The sequence below is a fragment of the Vibrio sp. Vb0888 genome (assembly GCF_033338835.1).
In the GTDB taxonomy this organism is placed as follows: Bacteria; Pseudomonadota; Gammaproteobacteria; order Enterobacterales; family Vibrionaceae; genus Vibrio; species Vibrio alginolyticus.
In genome coordinates this window covers 151,713-172,650 of sequence record NZ_JAWOTL010000010.1, presented here as the reverse complement: position 1 = coordinate 172,650, position 20,938 = coordinate 151,713, and the positions used below count along the sequence as shown (strand labels likewise).

At 41.6% G+C, this 20,938-nt stretch carries 16 protein-coding genes; all 16 read right to left on the bottom strand.

The annotated features are described in order from the left end of the window. Positions 1-27: 27 nt before the first annotated feature. From tssH to tagH, 16 genes are read right to left on the bottom strand one after another with little or no spacing between them, the layout of a single operon-like run. Entirely contained in the window at positions 28-2,595 is a 2,568-nt protein-coding gene (gene tssH / locus R7P72_RS15520) for a type VI secretion system ATPase TssH (protein WP_238972427.1), read from the bottom strand. Between the two features lie 10 nt (positions 2,596-2,605). Beyond that, positions 2,606-3,571: a type VI secretion system baseplate subunit TssG gene (tssG, locus tag R7P72_RS15515; protein WP_005375963.1), complete on the bottom strand. Its 966-nt coding sequence runs from the start codon at positions 3,569-3,571 to the stop codon at positions 2,606-2,608. After that, positions 3,568-5,391 carry a type VI secretion system baseplate subunit TssF gene (gene tssF / locus R7P72_RS15510; RefSeq protein ID WP_005375954.1) on the bottom strand — a complete coding sequence of 608 codons (1,824 nt, stop codon included), beginning with the start codon at positions 5,389-5,391 and terminating at the stop codon, positions 3,568-3,570. Before tssF ends, tssG begins: the two co-directional genes overlap by 4 nt. Continuing rightward, the gene (gene tssE / locus R7P72_RS15505; protein WP_005375953.1) at positions 5,388-5,852 is read right to left on the bottom strand and encodes a type VI secretion system baseplate subunit TssE; all 465 of its coding nucleotides are present in this window, start codon (positions 5,850-5,852) and stop codon (positions 5,388-5,390) included. The genes tssF and tssE overlap by 4 nt, the downstream gene beginning before the upstream one ends. Positions 5,853-5,859: 7 nt before the next feature. Further along, entirely contained in the window at positions 5,860-6,654 is a 795-nt protein-coding gene (locus R7P72_RS15500; RefSeq protein ID WP_005375952.1) for a type VI secretion system accessory protein TagJ, read from the bottom strand. Positions 6,655-6,664: 10 nt separating this feature from the next. Then, positions 6,665-8,176: a type VI secretion system contractile sheath large subunit gene (gene tssC, locus R7P72_RS15495; RefSeq protein WP_005375951.1), complete on the bottom strand. Its 1,512-nt coding sequence runs from the start codon at positions 8,174-8,176 to the stop codon at positions 6,665-6,667. Positions 8,177-8,228: 52 nt separating this feature from the next. Next, positions 8,229-9,722, bottom strand: coding sequence for a type VI secretion system contractile sheath large subunit (gene tssC, locus R7P72_RS15490; protein ID WP_005375950.1), 1,494 nt, complete (start codon positions 9,720-9,722; stop codon positions 8,229-8,231). Continuing rightward, a complete protein-coding gene (gene tssB / locus R7P72_RS15485; RefSeq protein WP_005375949.1) occupies positions 9,722-10,252 on the bottom strand; it encodes a type VI secretion system contractile sheath small subunit in 531 nt (176 codons plus the stop codon). Before tssB ends, tssC (R7P72_RS15490) begins: the two co-directional genes overlap by 1 nt. A 15-nt stretch (positions 10,253-10,267) precedes the next feature. Then, positions 10,268-11,383, bottom strand: coding sequence for a type VI secretion system protein TssA (gene tssA, locus R7P72_RS15480; protein ID WP_005375948.1), 1,116 nt, complete (start codon positions 11,381-11,383; stop codon positions 10,268-10,270). Continuing rightward, complete coding sequence (locus tag R7P72_RS15475; RefSeq protein ID WP_005375947.1) at positions 11,376-12,170, bottom strand: PP2C family protein-serine/threonine phosphatase; 795 nt, start codon at positions 12,168-12,170, stop codon at positions 11,376-11,378. Before R7P72_RS15475 ends, tssA begins: the two co-directional genes overlap by 8 nt. 9 nt (positions 12,171-12,179) lie before the next feature. Further along, entirely contained in the window at positions 12,180-12,875 is a 696-nt protein-coding gene (tagF, locus tag R7P72_RS15470) for a type VI secretion system-associated protein TagF (RefSeq protein WP_005375944.1), read from the bottom strand. Beyond that, positions 12,857-16,375 (bottom strand): type VI secretion system membrane subunit TssM, encoded by a 3,519-nt coding sequence (tssM, locus tag R7P72_RS15465; protein ID WP_005375942.1) that lies wholly within the window; start codon positions 16,373-16,375, stop codon positions 12,857-12,859. The genes tagF and tssM overlap by 19 nt, the downstream gene beginning before the upstream one ends. 16 nt (positions 16,376-16,391) lie before the next feature. Further along, entirely contained in the window at positions 16,392-17,684 is a 1,293-nt protein-coding gene (gene tssL, locus R7P72_RS15460) for a type VI secretion system protein TssL, long form (protein ID WP_005375939.1), read from the bottom strand. An 11-nt stretch (positions 17,685-17,695) separates the two neighbouring features. Beyond that, the gene (tssK, locus tag R7P72_RS15455; RefSeq protein ID WP_080276943.1) at positions 17,696-19,021 is read right to left on the bottom strand and encodes a type VI secretion system baseplate subunit TssK; all 1,326 of its coding nucleotides are present in this window, start codon (positions 19,019-19,021) and stop codon (positions 17,696-17,698) included. 21 nt (positions 19,022-19,042) lie between these two features. Then, positions 19,043-19,498: a type VI secretion system lipoprotein TssJ gene (gene tssJ, locus R7P72_RS15450; RefSeq protein WP_005375933.1), complete on the bottom strand. Its 456-nt coding sequence runs from the start codon at positions 19,496-19,498 to the stop codon at positions 19,043-19,045. Positions 19,499-19,509: 11 nt separating this feature from the next. After that, a complete protein-coding gene (tagH, locus tag R7P72_RS15445; protein WP_005375931.1) occupies positions 19,510-20,703 on the bottom strand; it encodes a type VI secretion system-associated FHA domain protein TagH in 1,194 nt (397 codons plus the stop codon). Positions 20,704-20,938: the final 235 nt, after the last annotated feature.

Here is a 20,938-nt window from a genome sequence, read left to right as displayed (position 1 = left end):
CAATTATTATTGAGAGTGTAAAGGATGTTAAACTATTGAGACATCAAGTCCACTAGTTGTACCTTTAACAATAATTTCATCAAACGTCTTATCATTAAGAATTGCATGCAATATTTCATGAGAAATCTTCGGAAGCAATGTATTTTCTATGGTTGTTTGTACCACACGCGCACCACTCCCAGACTCATTGCTATTGTCTACAATATCATTAATTAGTTCCTCATCAAAAAATAGGTCAGCGTTATAGTGCTTACGAATACGAGTCGTAATTTTATCCAACTTTAATTTTGTTATTTCTATCAATACTTTTCTTGATAGAGGCAAATAAGGTAATACATTCACACGCCCTAAAAATGCTGGTTTAAAGTCAACCAACAAATCATCGCGTAAAGAATCTTTTAGTGCTGACGGCTCAGGAGCTAAATCAGGATCAGAATACAAAGACATCGTCGTTTCGGTCCCTGTGTTCGCGGTCATAATAATAATAGTGTTTTTAAAGTCTATATCTCGACCTTCACCGTCTTTAATTGAGCCTTTATCAAATACCTGATAAAAAATATCTTGAACACCAGGGTGCGCTTTTTCCATTTCATCGAGGAGAATTACACTATAAGGTTTACGTCTAACAGCTTCAGTCAGTACACCTCCTTCTCCATAACCGACATAACCAGGAGGAGAACCTAATAGCAATGAGACTTTATGCTCTTCCTTAAATTCCGACATATTGATAGTCGTGACATTTTCTTCACTACCATACACTTTCTCTGCAATCGCCAAAGCCGATTCGGTTTTACCCACTCCGCTTGGTCCGGTCAGGAGAAATACACCATTTGGTCGTGTCTCATCCGTGAGCTGCGCACTCGCGGTTTTTATCACTTCAGACATGAGCTCTAAAGCGTGATCCTGCCCGACAACTCGCTTACACAAACTTTCTTTCAAACCCAATACTGCTTGGATTTCATCATCCTGAAGTTTACCCAACGGTATACCGGTCCAATCCGAAATAACTTCTGCGATTAGCGCTTCATTTACATGCGAAAAAACTAAGGGCTGTGAGTTAGCGGAGAGGTTATTTTCAAGCTCTTGTAACTTGTCTCTCGCAGTCTCAGAACCCTCCTGGATTATTTGGGTTCTAAGTGACTTAGCTTCACTTACCCATTCTTTTTCTTTTTCCCAAAGTACTTCTAATTCAATAATGTCATTAGATAGCGCATCAATCTCTTTTCGGACACTTTGCAGCTGCACATCAAGAGATGCTCCTAGCCGATTCTCTTGGCTAAGATGCTCATACTCAGCTTGCTTTGCTTTAAGTTTATTTCTTTTCGCATCTAGGCCTCCCGGTGTAGATGACTGACTTAACGCAACTCGAGAGCAGGCCGTATCCAAAACAGAAACCGCTTTATCTGGCAGTTGACGACCATTAATGTATCGAGCTGAGAGTTGGACCGCTGCATTGAGAGCTTGGTTAGTGATATGAACATCGTGGTGTTGTGCCATTACATCAAGTAAGCCTCGTAACATTTCGATCGCGAGTTCAGGGGCAGGCTCATCAACCTTTACGACTTGAAAACGCCTAGTTAAAGCTGCATCTTTTTCAAAATACTTTTTATACTCTGCCCACGTTGTTGCTGCGATCGTTCTGAGTTCACCTCTCGCTAATGCTGGCTTCAGAATATTCGCCGCATCACCTTGGCCCGCTTGCCCACCACCGCCAATTAGGCCATGAGCTTCATCAATAAACAATATAATAGGCTGTGGAGCGTCGTTTACTTCCTTAACAAGGTTATTAAGCCTGTTTTCAAACTCACCTTTCATGCCTGCGCCGGCTTGCAGTAACGCCAAATCCAGAGACTTAATTGCCACATTTTGCAGAGCGGGAGGTACATCGCCATCAATGATCTTTTGCGCCAAACCTTCAACAACGGCTGTTTTTCCAACACCAGCTTCTCCCGTAAGAATCGGGTTGTTTTGTCGGCGTCTTAATAAAATATCGATCATTAGGCGAATTTCATTATCTCTACCAATCACCGGATCTATTTTACCTTCCCTAGCTTGCTCAGTAAGGTCTGTTGTAAATTGATTCAAGGCGGAATTCGCGTTTGACTGCGCTAAGTCATTCGATCTTGATTGAGGCGCATTACTTTCTTTAAAGTTCAATAAGCGAGATGGTTCTATCTTGTTTAGTTCAGGACTAATCGAACCAGCCATGTTGACTAACGTATCATCAGACAAGTAGGCAAATAAAAGATGGATGCCCCCCAACTGTTCTTGATTGAATTCAATGGTTGCAGACAACAAGGCATTTTGCATAACAGTCACCGTATGAGCTGATAGCCCAGGCACCGACTGGCATCCTGTTTTGTATTTTTCTAATGCCTTTTGAATATCGGTTTCAACCTTGATTTTATCGACATCAAATTCGTCAAAAACTTCAGAGTAAATATCGTCAGGATGGCGGATAATCATCATTAACCAGTGAGACATTTCAATACTGTGATGAGTTCGGGAGCTTGCCATAGCAGCTGCCTGTTCAAGCGTTTCCTTAGCCTGAGGAGACAATCTTTCGACCAACGCTGAAAGTGAGAGTGAAGCCATTACATTTCCTTTAAATAGTAATTGTTATAGTTCGATCTTTTGTACGTTCGTGTTTTTTAAGCACAGAACCAATACCTAACTGCCCCTGCTGTTTCGATAAACAAGCTTGTGGTAGCAAACTATGTTTGGTGGTGAGCTGCCACTTCAGTTGTTTATGTTTTCCAATCAACTCATAAGCAGCGTTCTTAATGATTGCTATATTGGGTTGGTTAGGAAGCAATTTACTAACTAGCTGTTTATCTTTTGGCAGAAATTCTATTGTTGTCCCCGCGTTGATGTTCCATGCTTTCGAACCCAAAGACGCTCCTAAACCAAGTTGAGCAAACTGCCCTTCAGGCATAGTTCGGGATGCAAGGCGTGTTTGCTCTTCTTTCGTAAGGTGTAACCATTGTCCTTGAAATTCATGAACTTTTACTTGGCATCCAGATAAACATTCAAGAATACTTTTTAGTCCACCTTTACTTCTCACTGGTGAAGCAAACACACCACCATAGTGCCGGGACAGTGAACTCCCTTTCCCAGTTAATGCCGATTTACAGCTTTCTAACGGAGAACGCGCGCCCTGCGCATGCGCACGAGACTGAACAGTCAGCTGACTCAATTGCCAACATCGATAATAAAGAGATAATAAGCGATGATTGAAAATATCGTAGAAGTCCACCATAGCCGTATCGCCTTCTTTTTGGCGATGTAAAGCTAATTCACTATAGTGCTGGGGAAGCACACCTTGCTCACCCGTTAGGCCAATTAAATTGGTCTCAATCTCTAACTTGCTGTCATCTATATTTTTCAGTTCACAAAGCTGAGCATTTTCAAAACCTAATGATGGATTAACCTTTAAGTTTAGCTTTTCATGCTTCGGTAACGCATCTGTTCCTATTTGCGCCTCTGCTTGCAGGACTTCGTGTTCAATAAGATGAATCGCTTCAAACAATGGATGTTGCTTTAATTCTCGATAAAATTGTTCCGCGCTCATAGCAACACCTTATCGCCAGTTAATGCGGGCCATAGATGGAAAGACTTTCCCGTGGACTTAAGTCTTATTTCTAACTGCGTAAAAATGTTAATTTCAGCATATTGCGAGAAGTAAACAGATAAAACACTACCTAAGAGAAAGATCTGCTCTTTAGGTAAAATTTGATCAGAAACCGTCAAAATAATTTTTATACCGTGCGCAAATCCAGCTTTACCTTTCTGACTAATTCTTCCTGTAGTAGGCTCAAACTCTAACTTAGTTAAAGCATCGATTACCGCTTTCGTTTCTGCTGTCCCAGAAAATGCATAGAGGTTAAGGGTCTGCTTCAAAGTTGCTAAACCATCTTCCTCGGTAAAATGGTTTAAAGTTAAAAGCTTAGTTAACTGCCATCGTGTGCTTTCATCCATTTCTGGCCGAATGGTTTCTGATAAAGAAACTAAACAACGAACAGATTCGAAATTGTCATTTACCTCCGGTAAAGATACTTGCGGCAGCCCACCTCCAAATGGAAGTTTCTGCGCTAAGTTGCGGTTACAGCACTCAGCTTCCACGTACATTAACCAGTTTTCCCGGCTATCCGGGCTGAACAATTGATGTTTTTTATCAACAAAAGAAATGTAAGTTTCTCTACCGGGCTCATCATACCCACCAGCCCAGTTCTTATCCTCACGTCTCATCAACCAATAAATCTCACTAGTGTTCGTATAATGCGTGTGCTCACCAGCGTGATAACATGGCAAATTGTGGTACGTTTTGTTCCAGTTTCTCAACGTTACGTCAGAAATTGAGACAACCTCATTACTTTCAGCTTCTTGGTATTGTGGAGACAAGTGGTAATCGTATTCAGTTGGTAGAATACGCTTAGGCTCCATAATACTTTTAAATAAGTTGATCACAGGCACACAGCCTACCATTAAGCTTTCTTCGTCCACTTGCTTTGGAAGCCAGTCATCGTTGGTATCAAAGTAAAAATACAGTTCGACTTGCTCTCTAAGATCTAGCTCTGATAATCCAAGTTCGATGATATCAAAGAACATAAACTTCTCAGGAAAGTGCAAATACTCAACAAGTAATCTTGCTCCTGAAAAGCTTCTTTTACTGTATGGCACAACTTTCTCATCTTCTGAAAATCCCACTTCAGAAAGATGCCTTTTGGTTAAAGGACGAACTTCTTTGCCATCCACAACAACAGATAAACCAATTAGGTTTTGAAACAGCATTTGGTAGAGCTTAAAAGTCAATTGAGATTGACCGTTTAAATAGAAGCGCAGCCGTTCTGCCCCCATTTCACCAAGAGGAGTCTCTTCATCTTGAGCCGTGAGCTGTACTTTCAAAACTGAATGAGCATTGCTTTCCCATCGTGAGCCAACTGGCTTGAAAGGCGCATTTTTAAAAACGCCAGAGGTCACATCAACAGGATACATTCTGACCGGATAACAAGTTCTAAACTCGCACTCATGATATCCAGGAGCACCGATAACAACTCGCTCGCCTTCTTCTACATCAAAATAAGAGGAAGTGGAGTTAGAACAGCTCATTTTAATGACTGACATTGACGGGATTGGGGCGTGAAAATCAGGATATAACTGTCCCATCAAAGACTCTGTAAATTGAGGGTAACTATTGTCTAAGCTTTGTCTAATCCTTGCTGTTAGAAATGCGCAGCCTTCTAACAATCTTTCTACGTGCGGATCGTCAACCTGTTCCTCACTAATACGAAGTCTCGCAGCAATCTTAGGATACTGCTCCCCAAATTCTTGCCCTTTGTGACGCAAATAAGCTAACTCGCGATTATAGTACTTGAGAAACTCTTCACTCATTTTGCTCTACTCAGTTTCATACCTAAATTTACCGGCTCTACTTCAGAATTGAATCGCACTTCATGAATACTGTTATCAATTAAGCAAGTGGCATTTATCTGTAACCTCAATACCCTATCAATAGCGTTTTTCTCGTCTGAAATCTGGACATGAGGGTTCCTTAACCTCGGCTCAAACTCTTTAATTGCATCATGAACGATGTCGCAAAGCTGATTCTGCCCTTCTTGGCTGCTATAGGGCATTGAGGAAAAATCTGGCAGCCCATAATTCAATATTGAATAACGAACCTCTAAAAGAACATCAGGAATGTTTTTCCATCCAATACGACTATTCAGCATCGACTCTAGATCTCTAAGTAAGCTGCTCAACATCTGTTGCTGGCTTGCAGGGAAGTCTTTCTCATCTCGAGTGAGAGGATCACTATCTATCAATTTGTCGAGCAGAGAAACGGTTAACGACATGATATTTCTACGCTATTTGTTTCTGTTCTAATAATGTAGTCAAATCACAGATTGGAAGCGCCGAATCACCGACTAACCAACATTTTTGACCCAAGCCAACAAAAGATTCTTGCTCACCAATCTGCTTCCAATCCGTTTCTCGACCTAACTTTTGCGCATCGGTCTCTGAGTCAACATATGTCAACGGCATATGGCCTTCGCCTTCACCAAGTCCATCGATATCAAACTCGACAGGTCGCCAAATACTCTCTAACAAAGAAGTAGGTGCTTTAACTTCTAGCGTATGGATGCTCGATATGGGTACAAGAAAATAGTTACCTGCTGTAGAAAACAGTTCAATGTAACCACCTAAACGATCATCAATATCTCTAGCATCTTCGTAGTTTGTGCCGTTTACGTTAAAACCTTTAATAGTACGATGCTCTTCAATGCGATGCGATAGACGTGACGCTTCTTCGTACTCTTGATTTCCGAGAGCAAGATTAAATCGAACAAGCTCTTTAGTTAATTCCTCATCACCTATTACTTTGGCACTAGCCGCACCATTGATAAAATCCTTTCTAGCTTGAGCTGCTTTCACTAAATGTCGTAGCTGACTTGCACCAGGCAGATACTCAGGAAACAATTTAATCGATTGCATGAGCTGAGCGTCCGCACGCTCGAAGTCCCCATCAATGCAAAGAAGCTCAATGAAGGAACTTCTCAAGCTCGCATCTTTAGGTGTTGCTTTAATTTCATCAGTTAATTGCTCTAGAGCGTGTTGCAATAGGCCTTGGGACAAAGCATTTTTCCATTGAGTCATTGTTATTTCCTTACACCATGTGCTCTGGTGATAATTCGGTAATTAATTTAATGCTAGATACCATTTGATCGAGTTGAAAATGCGGTCGCAAATGGATAACTGAGTAATAATGTCCAGGAGTTTCTCTTTTCTCTCGAACTGTAATTTTCGCTTCATTTAGGGGGTATTTAGCTCGAAGCTCATCAGACGCTTCATCTGATGCGGTAGTGTACTGGTGTAACCAGCGTTGAAAGTCACGCTCTAGGCTTTCTGCGTCTTGATACCCACCAATTTTGTCACGCCCCATAACCTTGAGATAATGTGCGACTCGCGATACACACAATGTGTATTGCAACATCGATGTCAGTTTTGCATTCGTTGAAATATGCTTTTCTGCGTATTGTTTGGGCTTGTAGAGAGATACATTCGAGGTCATCCCTACCATATCAGTCTCAGGTATTGGAGAAATAGAAATAAAACCGCACTCAGACAATTCTTGTTCTTTTCTCTCAGTGACTTTCAAGTTTAACGGACATCTTTCACGATCATTCTTGCCATTAACACGCATCGTGCTCCTTGTAGGAGCGACGATAATACCCTGACTGTAATCGCCTTGTTTAATCCCTCGCATATGCGTGAACCAACCATGTTCCTGAAATGCTCTAATTGATACAGCAGCAAAACAGTACGCACTACTCCCCCATAGCAAATCTCGGTTGGAGTCGTAGATGTGTTCTTGAAAATTGAATTTATCATTCCGCGAGCCATCACTTTTGTATGGCTGACGGAACAAGACGTTAGGTGCAGTCAAACCAATAAATTTAGCGTCATCGTTATCTCTCAAACTACGCCACTTTGCATAATCTTCCTGTTCAAATTGGGCTGCTATATCTCTTATCGCAGAGAGTTGAGCGAAACTATCAACACCAAACATCTCTGGCGATGCAGACATGATAAATGGGCTGAATGCTGCAGCTGCAGACTGAGAGATCTTACTCAACACAGACAGATCTCTATCAAAATAATTTTTACTAGGATCACAGCGAAGCTGATAATCTCCAACCACCACACCAAAGGGTTCTCCCCCTGCCATGCCATATTCATTTTGATAGAGCAACTTAAATAGTGCTGATTGGTCAAACTCGATGGCTTTTAAAGCATCTTTACTGATTTCATTCCATGTCGCCGTTAAAACCTTAACTTTTACAGAGTCCGATGAACGAGAATCAACCTGTTCACATAAATACCTAACTCCAACCCACCCCCTTTCGAGCTGTTGAAACTCAGGATGATGTAATATTTCATTTAGTTGAGATTCTAATAGCTCATCAATGCGGTTAATTGTGTTCATCACACTATGACGAAAGCTGTCCAAATCTCTTGAACGTGTACCTTCTAGCCAAATTCGCGCTGACGCTACAAGATCAGAAGATTCATTGAATCGAGTCAACCACGGGCTATCAAGTTCAGCATAGCCTCCGGTACTGAACTCATGTTTTAGCTTGCTAGGGTCGCGAAAGTTAAGTGACACTGCTAATTCCATCTAGAACATAAAGATTGGTCATGGCTGGCCTTTCGACCAGCCAATTCATTTCTTATCCACCTGACTGAGGGATCTTTGCCACAAGTCGCAAAGATGTGGTCAGTTCTTCCATTTGTAACCAAGGCTTCAGCCATGCTACGGCATTGTAAGAACCAGGTGCGCCAGGAATTTCCTTAACCTGAACACGAGCGTCTGCTAGAGGGTATTTCGCTCTGATCTCTTGACCACCGCCTTCAGAAGCATTGACGTAACCTAGGATCCAGCGGTTCAGCCAAGACTCAACGTCTTCTGCTTCCATAAAGCTACCAATTTTATCTCGAGCCATTACTTTCAAATAATGCGCAAAACGAGATGTTGCCATCATATAAGGTAGGCGGGCAGAAATGGCCGCATTGGCCGTTGCTTCAGGGGATTCATGGTTCGCTGGTTTTTGACAGGTTTGCGCACCAAAGAACACTGCATAGTTGGTGTTTTTGTAGTGACAAAGCGGTAAGAAACCAAGCTTACCAAGCTCCGCCTCACGTCTGTCGGTAATACCAATCTCTGTTGGGCACTTCATATCAGGGTCGCCATCATCACTCATGAAGAAATGCGTTGGCAAGTTATCCACTCGACCGCCGCCTTCTGCACCACGGATGGCAGTACAAAATCCATATTTTGAAAATGCGTCGGTTAACTTAACACCAAGAACATACGAAGAGTTCATCCAACAGTAGTCGTTATGTTCAGCGTTAACAGCAATACCTGAAACAGGATCTACTTCGAACTCTTCAAACCCAAACTCTTCGACTGGAGCGGTAGCTTGTCCGTATGGCAAACGAGCAAGGACTTTTGGCATCGTCAGACTAACGAAGCGCGAATCGGCACTCTCGCGGAACGAACGCCATTGGGCGTATTCTAGTGATTCAAATACCTTATCTAGGTCGCGTGGTTTTGACAACTCAGTCCACTCATCAAAGCCGAATAGTGCTGGTGAAGCTGCGGACAAGAATGGAGAGAAGCCAGAAGCCGCTACATTTGACATTAGGCGTAACGACTCAATATCTTCTGGGTGGTTGGTAAACTCATAGTCTCCAATCAATGCACCATACGGTTCACCACCAGCACTACCAAACTCAGACTCGTAAACCTTTTTAAAGATCTGGCTTTGATCAAACTCAACAGCTTTGCTCAAGTCTTTATGTAGCTCTTTCTTGGTCATGCTCATCATGCGAACTTTCAGAGTAGAGCTGGTCTCTGAATTCATCACTAGATAATTTAAGCCGCGCCAAGAACCTTCGAGTTTCTGTAATTCTGGGTGATGCATTACTTCAGACAACTGATCAGAAATCTGCCTATCGAGCAAATTAATCGCTTCACGAAAAGTTACTGTTAGGTTTTTGTTCCAAGTAACTGTCCCTTTCATTGCTTCTTCAGCGAGCGTTTTAATCAGCTCCTCAGCACGAGAAGCTTCGGTCTGCTTAGTCGCACCAATAGCTTGATCTAAGAATGAAGTTGTCTGTTCATTAACAGTTGGATCTAACTGTTTTTCAGCTTCAGTCGTCATTATTCCGCTCCTTCAGTACTGTCTGACTTCGCTTTCTTGCCAAGATCTAACTCGCCTGCAAGTCTTGCCAGATTGTCTGTATTGTTCAAAACATCCTCTAGGATATTTTCAAGCTCTTCTGAGCGGTCAACTTTTGTCATCAAATCACGCAGTTTATTACGCGTTTCCATCAATTGGCGTAGTGGATCAACTTGATTTACGATCGCAGCAGGCTCAAAGTCTTGCATTGATTTAAAGTTTAAATCGACCTCAAACTGTGAATCGTCATTCGCAAGCTTATTCGCAACTTTAAACTTCACCGATGGATTCATTTTTTTGAGTACATCGTCAAAGTTATCTCGATCGATCTGAATAAAACGGCGGTCTTTTAATGGCTTCAACGCTTCTGTGTTTTGACCAGCGAAGTCACCCATTACACCTACAACAAAAGGCAGTTCTTTCTTAAGAGTCGTACCTTCAGTTTCAACATCATAGGTAATGTGGACACGAGGCTTCCGTACTCGTGATAGTTTCGAGTGGATACTCGTCATACCATTCTCCCTTTATTAATTTTCATTTTGTTCTGCTATGCCAACCAAACGGAAGTAGCTTTTCTTTGCATCCCCGTCGGAGATAAGTTCCGCCAGTAACTCCGGCAGAGGCATCCCACACCAACGAATAATCTGTTCGATGGAGTAAGAAACTGGTGAGTGAGGTTCACTCTCTCGGAAGAAATCAGCTACTTGCTGCAATTGTCTAATTGCCTGCTCTCGTGATTTCATGTTTGTCGCTAATAATGCATCACAACTTTGTGAACTTAACGGTTGTTCAGAAGAAGATTCATCAAGATCCTCTAGCTCTTCAAACACGGCTTGTGGTTGATTGAAACGATCTCCTAGAAGGTGCTTTAATGCCGAGTGTATTGATTCAAGTCTTTTTGATATATAAGAGCTAGGAGTCACATCACCGACCACTTCGTCTAATCGCTGACTGAATTCATTAAATGATTCTGTAGCGAACTCCAAATCCGTGATTAATTCTTGATAAAACGTATCAGAAGTCGACTTAACCGTAGTTATAATTTCAGATAACTCAACAGCCCCAAGCTCGACTCGATTTCGGCGCTTATCTTCGTCTAAGCGCTCAAGCTCTATAGCTTGCTGATATTCCCAATAGGCATAAGCTTGCTCCACGCCTAAGTCAGTCAATGGTATACAAGCAATTGGAAAAATAAGTGTTCCTTCACTATCGATACCATTGAGGCCAATAATCGCCGATATTCTTGTCTCAATACCATCTTCATCAGGCATTGGGTACAGATCATCCCAAAAGTTCTCAATTAAACTGGTTGCGAGTTTGTAGCCAACGCCCATACCACGAAAACCATACAATCGAGTTAGGGCTTCTATAAGCCAGGCAACAAATTCCAAATCTTTAGACTGATTCGTGAGTATTTCTGGGACATCTTCAATAAATACTCGCCATAAATTACTGTGGGTATAGATACTTTCTTCTTCTATAAGAGCATTACGTTCAGCGTTGCGGGCGGCCATACGCTGATCTTTCAACCGATAGTAAGCAGACTGTGGTGATACATCCTCTCTAGGATCAATACCTGTAGGATTTTCTTGAGATATAGGAGCCAACGCTTGTTCATACCAATCAAACATTTCATTACTCATAAGCTCTCCCTCTTAGAAAGACAGGTATCGTCGCGTCTTCTCTAGTTACTGTTTCGCACTCCGTTTGCGCTTGGCGAACTTTGATCAAAGCACAAGTTACGTTATCACTTGCGCCCCGAACCAAAGCCGAATGCATGAGCGCTAATCCAGCTTGGTTGACTGAGTCTGCATACAATGTCCGATGAATTTCATCACTCGTAAGTTCCTTAGAGAGTCCATCGCTACAGAGTAGAAACTGATCGCCGTCAGCCAACTGCCCTGAAACTTGATCAATAGTGACACTTTCGTCGACCCCAACAGCTCTGGTAATAACATTTGCAAGAGGGTGCGATTCGGCATCTTCAAATGCCAATAAGCCCTGATCCACTAAGTCCATGACTTGACTATGATCACGTGTTTTTTGGACAAAATTACCACTTCTAAGCTGGTAAATTCGGCTATCACCCACCCAAAGACAGTGGTAATACCCATCCTGAATAAACAACAAAACAAGTGTTGTTCCCATCGTTTTACCGTCTAAGTGATTTTGTGCGTATTGGTAAATTTCTAAGTTCGCTTCTTGAACCACTCTTCGGATATCATCGATATTAGTATTGGAGACATCCTGCATGTGGCGCGCGACTCTATCCACTAGCATCTGGCTTGCTATATCGCCAGCACTGTGTCCACCCATTCCATCGGCAACCACCCAAATATGCTGTTCTGTCATATCCAACAGAGCATCCTCGTTATAAGGGCGTACTTTTCCTGCGTGCGATTTAGCAAAGGTAAAATAGTTCCAATTCATTCTTCTATCCTACCAATTCCACTTTTTCCAGCCGCCATCAAGCATGGCTGAAAACTGACCAATTGAAGGAAATCCACTAGTAATGAACATGCATGGTTCAACCTTCGTTGAACCTTCAGTCCACCAAAAACATGGTTTACTCAATTTTTCTTTAATGAGGTAATTCAAAAGCGTGTTTTGATCAGTATTGCCGTGATCATGAAAAACTGTAGATATTTGGCTTTGATAAAGAAACTCTAGAGGCTTCACTTCACTTGTTACATTCGCAACGAGGTCATTTTTTTCTTGAGTACTCTTATGCCAAACATCAAAGACAAAGTCGTCCTCAAGTACTGAAAGAGCAAGAGCGGCACTGTCCTCGGTCCAAGCTCTGTCACCCCAATATTGCGCAGCTTCACCTTTTACGGCACGAGCTATAGTAAAGAAAAAGTATCTACCGCATGCATCAACACTAGGAATCATGCTACCAATGTAGGTTGAGTCTTCTAAATAGCTAATATCCAAAGCAAAGTGCCACACAGGAGCCGTTAAAAAGTGCTCATTCCAGCTTTCACCCAGTTGTTCCCTGCTGACTGCAATAACCGCCTGTTGCCAATCATGCCAACGCTCCGAGAAATCTTGTGATAAACCATCTTTCACAAAGTCCCCTTTTGCAGGCATTTTACCGATATAGCCCCAGCCTGATGTTATAAGGTTCGTGGACATCTGAACCTCTCCATTTCATTTGACCAAAACGGATTAATGGCACTAGAAGGAATAAGCTCTAGCTGCACCTTATTTCCCTTTAAATCAATCATAACTATATTGTCTTTACGCGATTCTGGCCTTGCTTTAAGTGATTGATCCAAAAGCTTGAATATGCCCCACTCACCTTCATAGGTATGCGCAATTTCGCGTTTAGATTCAGGTGGTGTGAACACAATTCGAGTCTGATCTTGACCGGCAGGCCAACTCAACGATTTAGCTCTTGCTGGTCCATGCTTATAAACCAAATCTTGTCCACCCAACTCTAAGACAAATCGAGTAATGTGCTGGTCTAGATAAACAGGCTTCATCCCAAACTCTACGCGTAATGAATTATCAGATTCAAAGAAAGACTGCCTGATACGTTGCGCTCTTTGAAAGACCATTAGTGTTTCTGGACGAACTCCAATTTCCTTTTCTAATCGCCAACGACTTTTCGAAGTATCCACAAACGGTTCGAGGTATTCTTGGAAGAATGCGTCAAGCGTACCTCCATAACCAAAGAATCGCTTAAAGTCTTTCAATCTAACTTCTCTGCTCGCGTTGGGCTCGAATGGATATCTGCCAGCAATAGTCCGCTGATAAGGGCGGACCACCTGTGTTACCCAAAGTTGATTTAGATGATCCTTCGAACCGCTCTCCGCAAACTTAACCGACTCTTGAGAAAGCTCACCTAGCCATTGATTAAATGGTCTCGGCAAAAGTTCTTTAGCACGAGCGAAGGAAGCTGCGACATCTTGTGTAACGGTTCCATCTAAAATACTTTTGTAGGCAATTTTCTGATTGTTACCAGAGCTTGATAAGTCACTTAAATACGAACGCAAGTTAACCATTGCTTGTTGAATATCATCAAAGTCTTGCTCACCAAGGCGTAAGATCTCTGAAAAATGCGATTCGACTTCTTTACCTGGCAGAGCAACATTGAAGCCGTTTTCTTCAGGTAAATACATGTCTAGTCTATCTGCCGTATTTGAAAACTTAACTTTGGCAACTTTACCAGCAACTTCAGAAGCGGCTTTTTGATTTTCTGACAATGATACTTTTGATAGAGCAACCTCTTTTTGGATTGCTCTCAACAAAGATTCGATTGGTCTTTCAACTCCAGATAAAACCCTCGCTTGCTCTGTCGCAAGTTCTAGGCTCGGAGCCTGCTTCAATTGAATATCTTCGATCAACGTTTTCCATTCATTAACATAATCTTGATAGTATCGAGACTGAACGCCTTGGATGGCACTATCTTGATCAATTTCATGAGCCTTAAGATCGTCACCATAAACCCAGTTCTCTTCCATTAGGCTTTTTACTGTACGGTTGATCTGAATCTGAAAAATGCTATGAAAACCATTGTACGTGTAGAAACCCGAAATGCCTTGTGATAGCGGTTTTCCACTAGCTCGCTCGAACTGCTCAAGCCCTTTAGGTCCCAATACATCAGTCAAGCGAAATGAAGGTACATGACTCTTAGAAAATTGTATTTTCATTCGCTGATAAGCACGTTCAGGTAGAGACATTTGAGTCAACACTTCTCGAGCACTCGTCACGGCAGCAGTGTTGTAGGTAAAGCCTTGTCCATCGTTGCCTAATAAATATTGAGTGTGCTGTAGCAAACGTCTTCTTAAGTCTGCGTTTAGCTCACCCGGATATTGACGTTCGAAATAAAAGTTAAACCAAGCCAACACTTCATCTTGTTGATATTTGTCTGGATTGAATAACATCAAATACGTTTTTAACGTTTCGTACAAATACTCACGATGCTGTTGATTGCTCTCCATTTCTGACACCAAGCTATCAAGAAGCAGAGGGGCGTAATATTGGGTCAAAGCATCAGAATATGCATTGTTTGCCGCCTGAGACACTTTGTCTCCTTGATAGAGACCAAACCTCTTTACAGAGTCGGCATCACCGTAGTCGCTTTGCTTTCCGAGAGGAAGCGTCATCAACCTATCTAATGTTTCTACAGCTGAAACAATATCCGCTTCAAAATCTAAACTTTGAGCGCCAATCATTGCATCAATATGGCTCACTTGTTCATTGGTATCGACAATTAACTGTGAGTTCCACTTATAACTCATAAACCAAAGCGCAGAAGCTCCTAGCAGTAGCGTTGTACATCCAATGTAAACACCTCGACGCATCCAACCTGACTGCTTTTGATAGTGACGATTAACTGTTCCTAACAGTTGCTCTTTGAAAATAACCTTGTCAAAAAGATTCTTTACGAAATAACTATGAGAACCAGTCTGACTCTTTGCTAGAGCTAAACGATTTAACCCAAGTCCATTGGTTGATTCATTCATCAGCTTATCGACTGGTAAGCCTTCTTGAACCGAACTCAACATAAACACACCACGAATCAAGGCAGGCTCTTCAAAACTGTTTTGTGCAAAAATTTCAGCTAAAAACTCGTCAAGATTAGCTTGTAGCACTCTTAATTGCTTTGGAAATTCAAAGATAAGCGCGCGTTTATCTAAATCGTCCTCTGTTTCAAGTATTCTAAGCATACGGGCATCAAGGCGCTCCAACATGCCATGAAATTCTTTGTTGAATAGAGAAATAACGCCTCTTTCATCATCCACTTCACGAGGGAACATGAAACCAAATAATTCCTCTCGCTCTTCCTTACTTAAATCGGCAAAAAACTCATTGAAACCGGCAACTAAATCCATTTTGGTGAGCAATACGTAAATCGGAAACTGCATGCCTAACTGGTTTTTCAGTTCTTGAAGTCTCGACTTAATTGCTCGAGCATGAAGACTTCGCTCGGTTCGAGTCTGAGACATCACGCTGGCTAAACTTATCGTAACAATCGCACCATTAATTGGTCTTTGCGTTCTATACTTTTTCAACAATCCTAAGAAACCATGCCACGCTTTAGAGTCGACCTTTTCTTGACTGTCTTGTGTCGTATACCGGCCAGCCGTATCTATAAGAACTGCTTTATTTGCAAACCACCAATCACAGTGGCGAGTGCCACCTACACCGGCAATAGAGTCAGAGCCAAGGCTGTCTCCTAATGGAAACTCTAACCCCGACTGCTTTAATACGGTTGTTTTCCCCGTTCCAGGAGGGCCAATCAACACATACCACGGTAAGTCATACAAGCTTCTCTTGCCTTTGTGTGTTTTCGTCACTACTTTGACAGCTTGCTCAATACGCTCGCGCATTAAGTCAATTTCACTTGCCGCTTCTTTATCTGATAGGCTATCAACCTCAAGCAACGTTTGAATACTTTCGTCTTCTTTCACCTTTTGCTTATGCTGCTTGGTAACGTTAAATATCGCCCAAAGCAACACCAACACTAGAATAGTGACTAGCCGTTGAAAGTCACTCTTTAGGGGCTCATATCCCGCTATCGCAATAAGTGGACCAACAACCCAAATGAAAATAGAACAAGCAGCGACACCTATAAGACCGAGAAACCATCTTTGAGTAAATATTCTGCCAATTTCTTTAATACGCATCTCTATCTACCTATTATTAATTCGCGACAAGAAGGTCGATTTCAATCCGGCGGTTAATAGCTCGGTTTTCATCACTACTGTTTTCAACTAATGGTCTTGCATCCCCCAATCCCTCGGGTATCACTCGCCCTTCTAATGCACTATTCGAGATCAGTTGTTCAGACATAGCAGTGGCTCGAGCTAATGATAGGTGCCAGTTCGAGGGATATTTACTCGTGAAAATAGGCCTATCGTCGGTGTGACCAGTAACAATGATCTTGCCTTGGGTCGACTCCAATGTTCTCGCAAGCTTAGAAATAACGGGTTGGATGTAAGCGACAACATCAGCACTACCTGATTCAAATAGATCTTGAGACTTTAACGAAATTCTTACCCTGTCTTGCAGCGGCTCAACATTGATTAGCCCCTTACCGATCTCAGTTGCTAGATACATTGAAATCTTTTCTGCAATTGGCGCTGATTTTGATTCTGACGTTGCATCTTGGTTAAGTTGTTGCGGTTGAATCAAATTGACTAATTGAGAAAAGGTGCGATTGGATGCCTTATTTAGCTCATAACTAAAATACATATATATGCAGACCAATAGTGCCGCCGTTACAGAACATACAACCCAAAGAGGAGCTCTATCAGAAGCCTTTGAGCCATTCAAAATGTGTTGGTCGATACTATTGCTTAGTTCCTGAGGGACTCCTCTCCCATAAGTCTTAAGAGTAGCAATAACCTGTCTTCTCAATTTCCGGTGCGATTCCAGTCCATTTTTTTCTAAACGGTATTGACCCAGAAACCCGAGAGATAAGCACACATACATTAGTTCAAGCAAATCTAAGTTCACATCTGGTTTCGCCATGCACTTATCAAGATGCTTAAAGAACGCTTCCCCACCTTGACTGCTAGCATAGAAGGAGCTAAGTAATGAATCGTGACTCCAGAATGAATTCCCACCCCAATTGGTGTTAAGGACAACTTCATCTAGTGAACAGCATAAACAATAACGAGCTGTATCAATGGTATCCAAATCAACGTCATGCTGACGTAATCGGTTCTCATAATCTCTAAGCTTTTGTGCCAATGTCTCTTTTAGAAACAACGGATCGGAATGAGTCGCTGTCGAGCGAATTTGACCGATAATAGATAACAGGCCATTCGCCTCTGCTAGTAGAGAGTTATTCCCATAAGCGACCACTGAATCATTGTTCACCAATTCAGGACTTTTTGAGATAACTACGGTATTATCCACAGACTTTTCTGATTGTGGTTTCGATGCGGGTGCTCTTCCACCCGGTGTTGGTTTTACTATCGTTTGTTCCATACAGAGCGCGCCTATTGATTAATACTCCAAAGCTCAAGTTCAGCATTCGGAAAATGCCCTGATAGGTGAAGCGCAATACCGCCACTATCTTTTAGCCTCATCCAAAATGGCCCTTTCTTGACAACTTCGAAATAAACATAGCCCGTTTGGTAAGGAATCTGTCTCGGGACGACACTCAACGGCACTACGTTTATACCGTTGATCTGATTATTAATTAGATCGCGAATCTGTTCTGCCGGGCCAAACTTGAGTTGCGCTGGGACCAGGCGTCTTATTTCATCTGTTGTGGTGTCTGCTTTAATTGCTAGCACAAATTGGCATGACTCAAGCAAGCGTTTATCTGGAAGCGGCGTCACTTGAATACCGTATTGGCGAGGCTCCAACGGAAGTTTGGTCGCAGTTTGGTCAAGGACAACACTGAGGTACTGACTGAGTATCTGATTCAACTCGCTATAGACACTTGATACATCTAAGTGATCATACGCAAGCAAACTTGGGACTCTTTTAGTTTTATTAGAAAAAGTGGCTAACTCACCAATGTAACCTTTAAGTGTCGTCGCTAATTCCAGTGGATGTAACCTATCTAACTCACTGAAATGCTTTAACTTCGCCTCATATCGGTTCAGCATTTGGAGCATGATGAAATCAACAGCAGATGCCGATGCAGATTTACCCTTAATCAAGCGCTGTGCAATAACGTCAGCACGCATCTTTGTCATCGCGATAACGTTACGTAGATAAGCTGACATAACTTTGTCGCTAAGGAGGTTGATAAGCGGAGGAACGTACTCATCGTCTAGTATAACTTCCCCTTCAGGAGTTACCTCTTTGATCCTTAAGATAGGTAACTCCACATAACCCGCTAATTTGTCATTACTCGCTTTCAACTCTAGGTTAAGGGCTGCAACTTGGATGGTTTCTTCATCTTGTCCTGTAAGGTTATCTATCACGTCGATATCTTGAAGTACATAACGAGAGACGATCGATTCGCTTACATCCGAAACGTTTTTACCTGTAACACTTGAAAGAGGGAGAGTTATTTTTACTAACGTATTTTCAGTGTTTTTATCAATAAGTAGAGGCGAAACTGAATCGTTGGATATTAACGTATTAACCAACGTCATATCTGGCAAAACAGCTTCAAGATGCTCAAGTTCAATAAGACCATCTTTTAGCGCGTGTTTTTTTACTCGACATTTCCAAACTCCCCAATTGTAAGCCCCACCTAACTGATGTAAGCCCTTGAATTCTTGAGAGGTTGCGCGTTCTTGTTGTTGGAAGTGCTGGGGACGTAAAAACATTCCTTCGCACCAAGCCGTCTTGGAGTATTGCGTCATTTATAATTAGCCAACTAAACGTTATTTAACGACCAAAGACAGATCTTCTAACAATACTTGATATGTGTTGTAACCGGTCTTATCCACTTTAATGACTTGTCGCCAATTTGAGTTTTCAATATCTCGAAACGCTACGACAATGCCTAAATATTCTGTCTTTGGAGACATACTTGCTTGATATGTTTCTTTCTGACCTGGAGTTAATGAAACTTCATATTTATTCACTAAATCAGGTCCTAAGACTTTTTCACTTTCTTCATAAATAGAAAAAAAGTCCTGGCTTTCGAAAATGGTATTTGACGTTAATTCAAATACATACACCACTACAGGAGAAGGCCTGCCGTTTGAATCAGGATTAATGTTATGACTTGCTGCTATTTCTAAATCTGAGTATGGATCAACAACTAGGTTCGCTGCTGAGCACCCAAATAAAGCTATTGAAATTAATAACAAAATATATTGGTAAAACTTTTTCATCACCCTAATTCCTAGCCTTTGTTTTTTAATGCTAATTCATAGTGCTTAGCGAAGTCTTCTAAATAGAACGGAGACTCTTTATTGATAATATCATCGGATAGCTTTTCATGAATATCCTCAAACCTCTTCCAACTTTGAGCATATTTCCTAGCTGGAATAACCTTATTAATAACCGTGTCTTTCGCTAAAGCATCTGAGTATATAGAAGTAGGTTCAACAAGTGACATAACACTCGAAACCGTACCTTCAACACCTTTCATTAAGGCTTGCTCATGACTTTCGATGTCATTAAATGCTTCTTTAATGGCTGCATTTGGCTTTAAGAAGCTAGCGGTTTGACGGTTATATAAGTTATGAATCGCATCTTCTAAGTTTGCAGAAAACTTTAAAGGGTTATTTTCTGACTTACGAAATGCGGTATGACTAAGTCGATTTGTTTGTTTAAACACTGCTCTGTTATGCAGTGTTTCCATTAAACCAACTAGCATCAAAGAAAATGACTCCCCCAGTTGTTCGAACCATTCCTCTCGGTTATCGCTGGGAATCATCATTGGATCTATACCCACCCCTCTAACAAAAGCCGCAAGTTCACCCCCATTGGTATCAAAGTTGGGAGTCGATAGGTGTTCTGATTGTCGGTTAACTTTCGGTAAAGTTTCAGATACGGTGCTCTGTTTTTCGGGCTTTGGGATATCAATAAAATCATCGACTAAACCAATATCTAGCTGAAAGTCAGAAGGAACACTTTCGTTTAAGAGTTCACTAGCACTAAGGCCTAGGTCAACAAATTCTGCTTCCGATGGACTTGAGACTACTTCAGGGGGTGCGCTAGAAAGACTTTTACTTGTCTCAAGACTGAATACATCTGTATCTGTTTGAATAGAAACTGAAATTTGATAATCCCCTAAGCTAACCATATCGTCATCGCTTAGTGCTATTTCATTTCCTTGACCCACAGGAGTTACAGCATTATTTACAAAAGTACCATTAGTTGAGAGGTCTTTTATCAAGTATTTGTCACCAAACTTAATCAGTTCTCCGTGGGTTCCGGATACCACTCTTTCAGGATCTGGTAGTGTCCAATCACATTGTTCAGACCTACCAAATGTAACCTTGGCATGTTCATCACTTGATTCAAACACGAACTCACTCTCAATCTCTGGAGTAAATTTGTGAAAACTTGTTATGGTTAAAACCAACTTCATGTAAACCTCGCCAAAGACCTGCTAGATATTATTTTTAATTTTATTATTAACTACTTTCTTATTAACAGTAAGATTAATAAAAATCTTAATACTGCCATTGAAAATCATGCACGGAATAATGAATCATTTTTTTATCAAAGCAATCACGTATTGTTCAACAATTTTAATTATCCAACCAAGTTCAAATTTTTGACACTTAGACTTTCATCAATAAAAAAACGAATGTTAGTTTGGC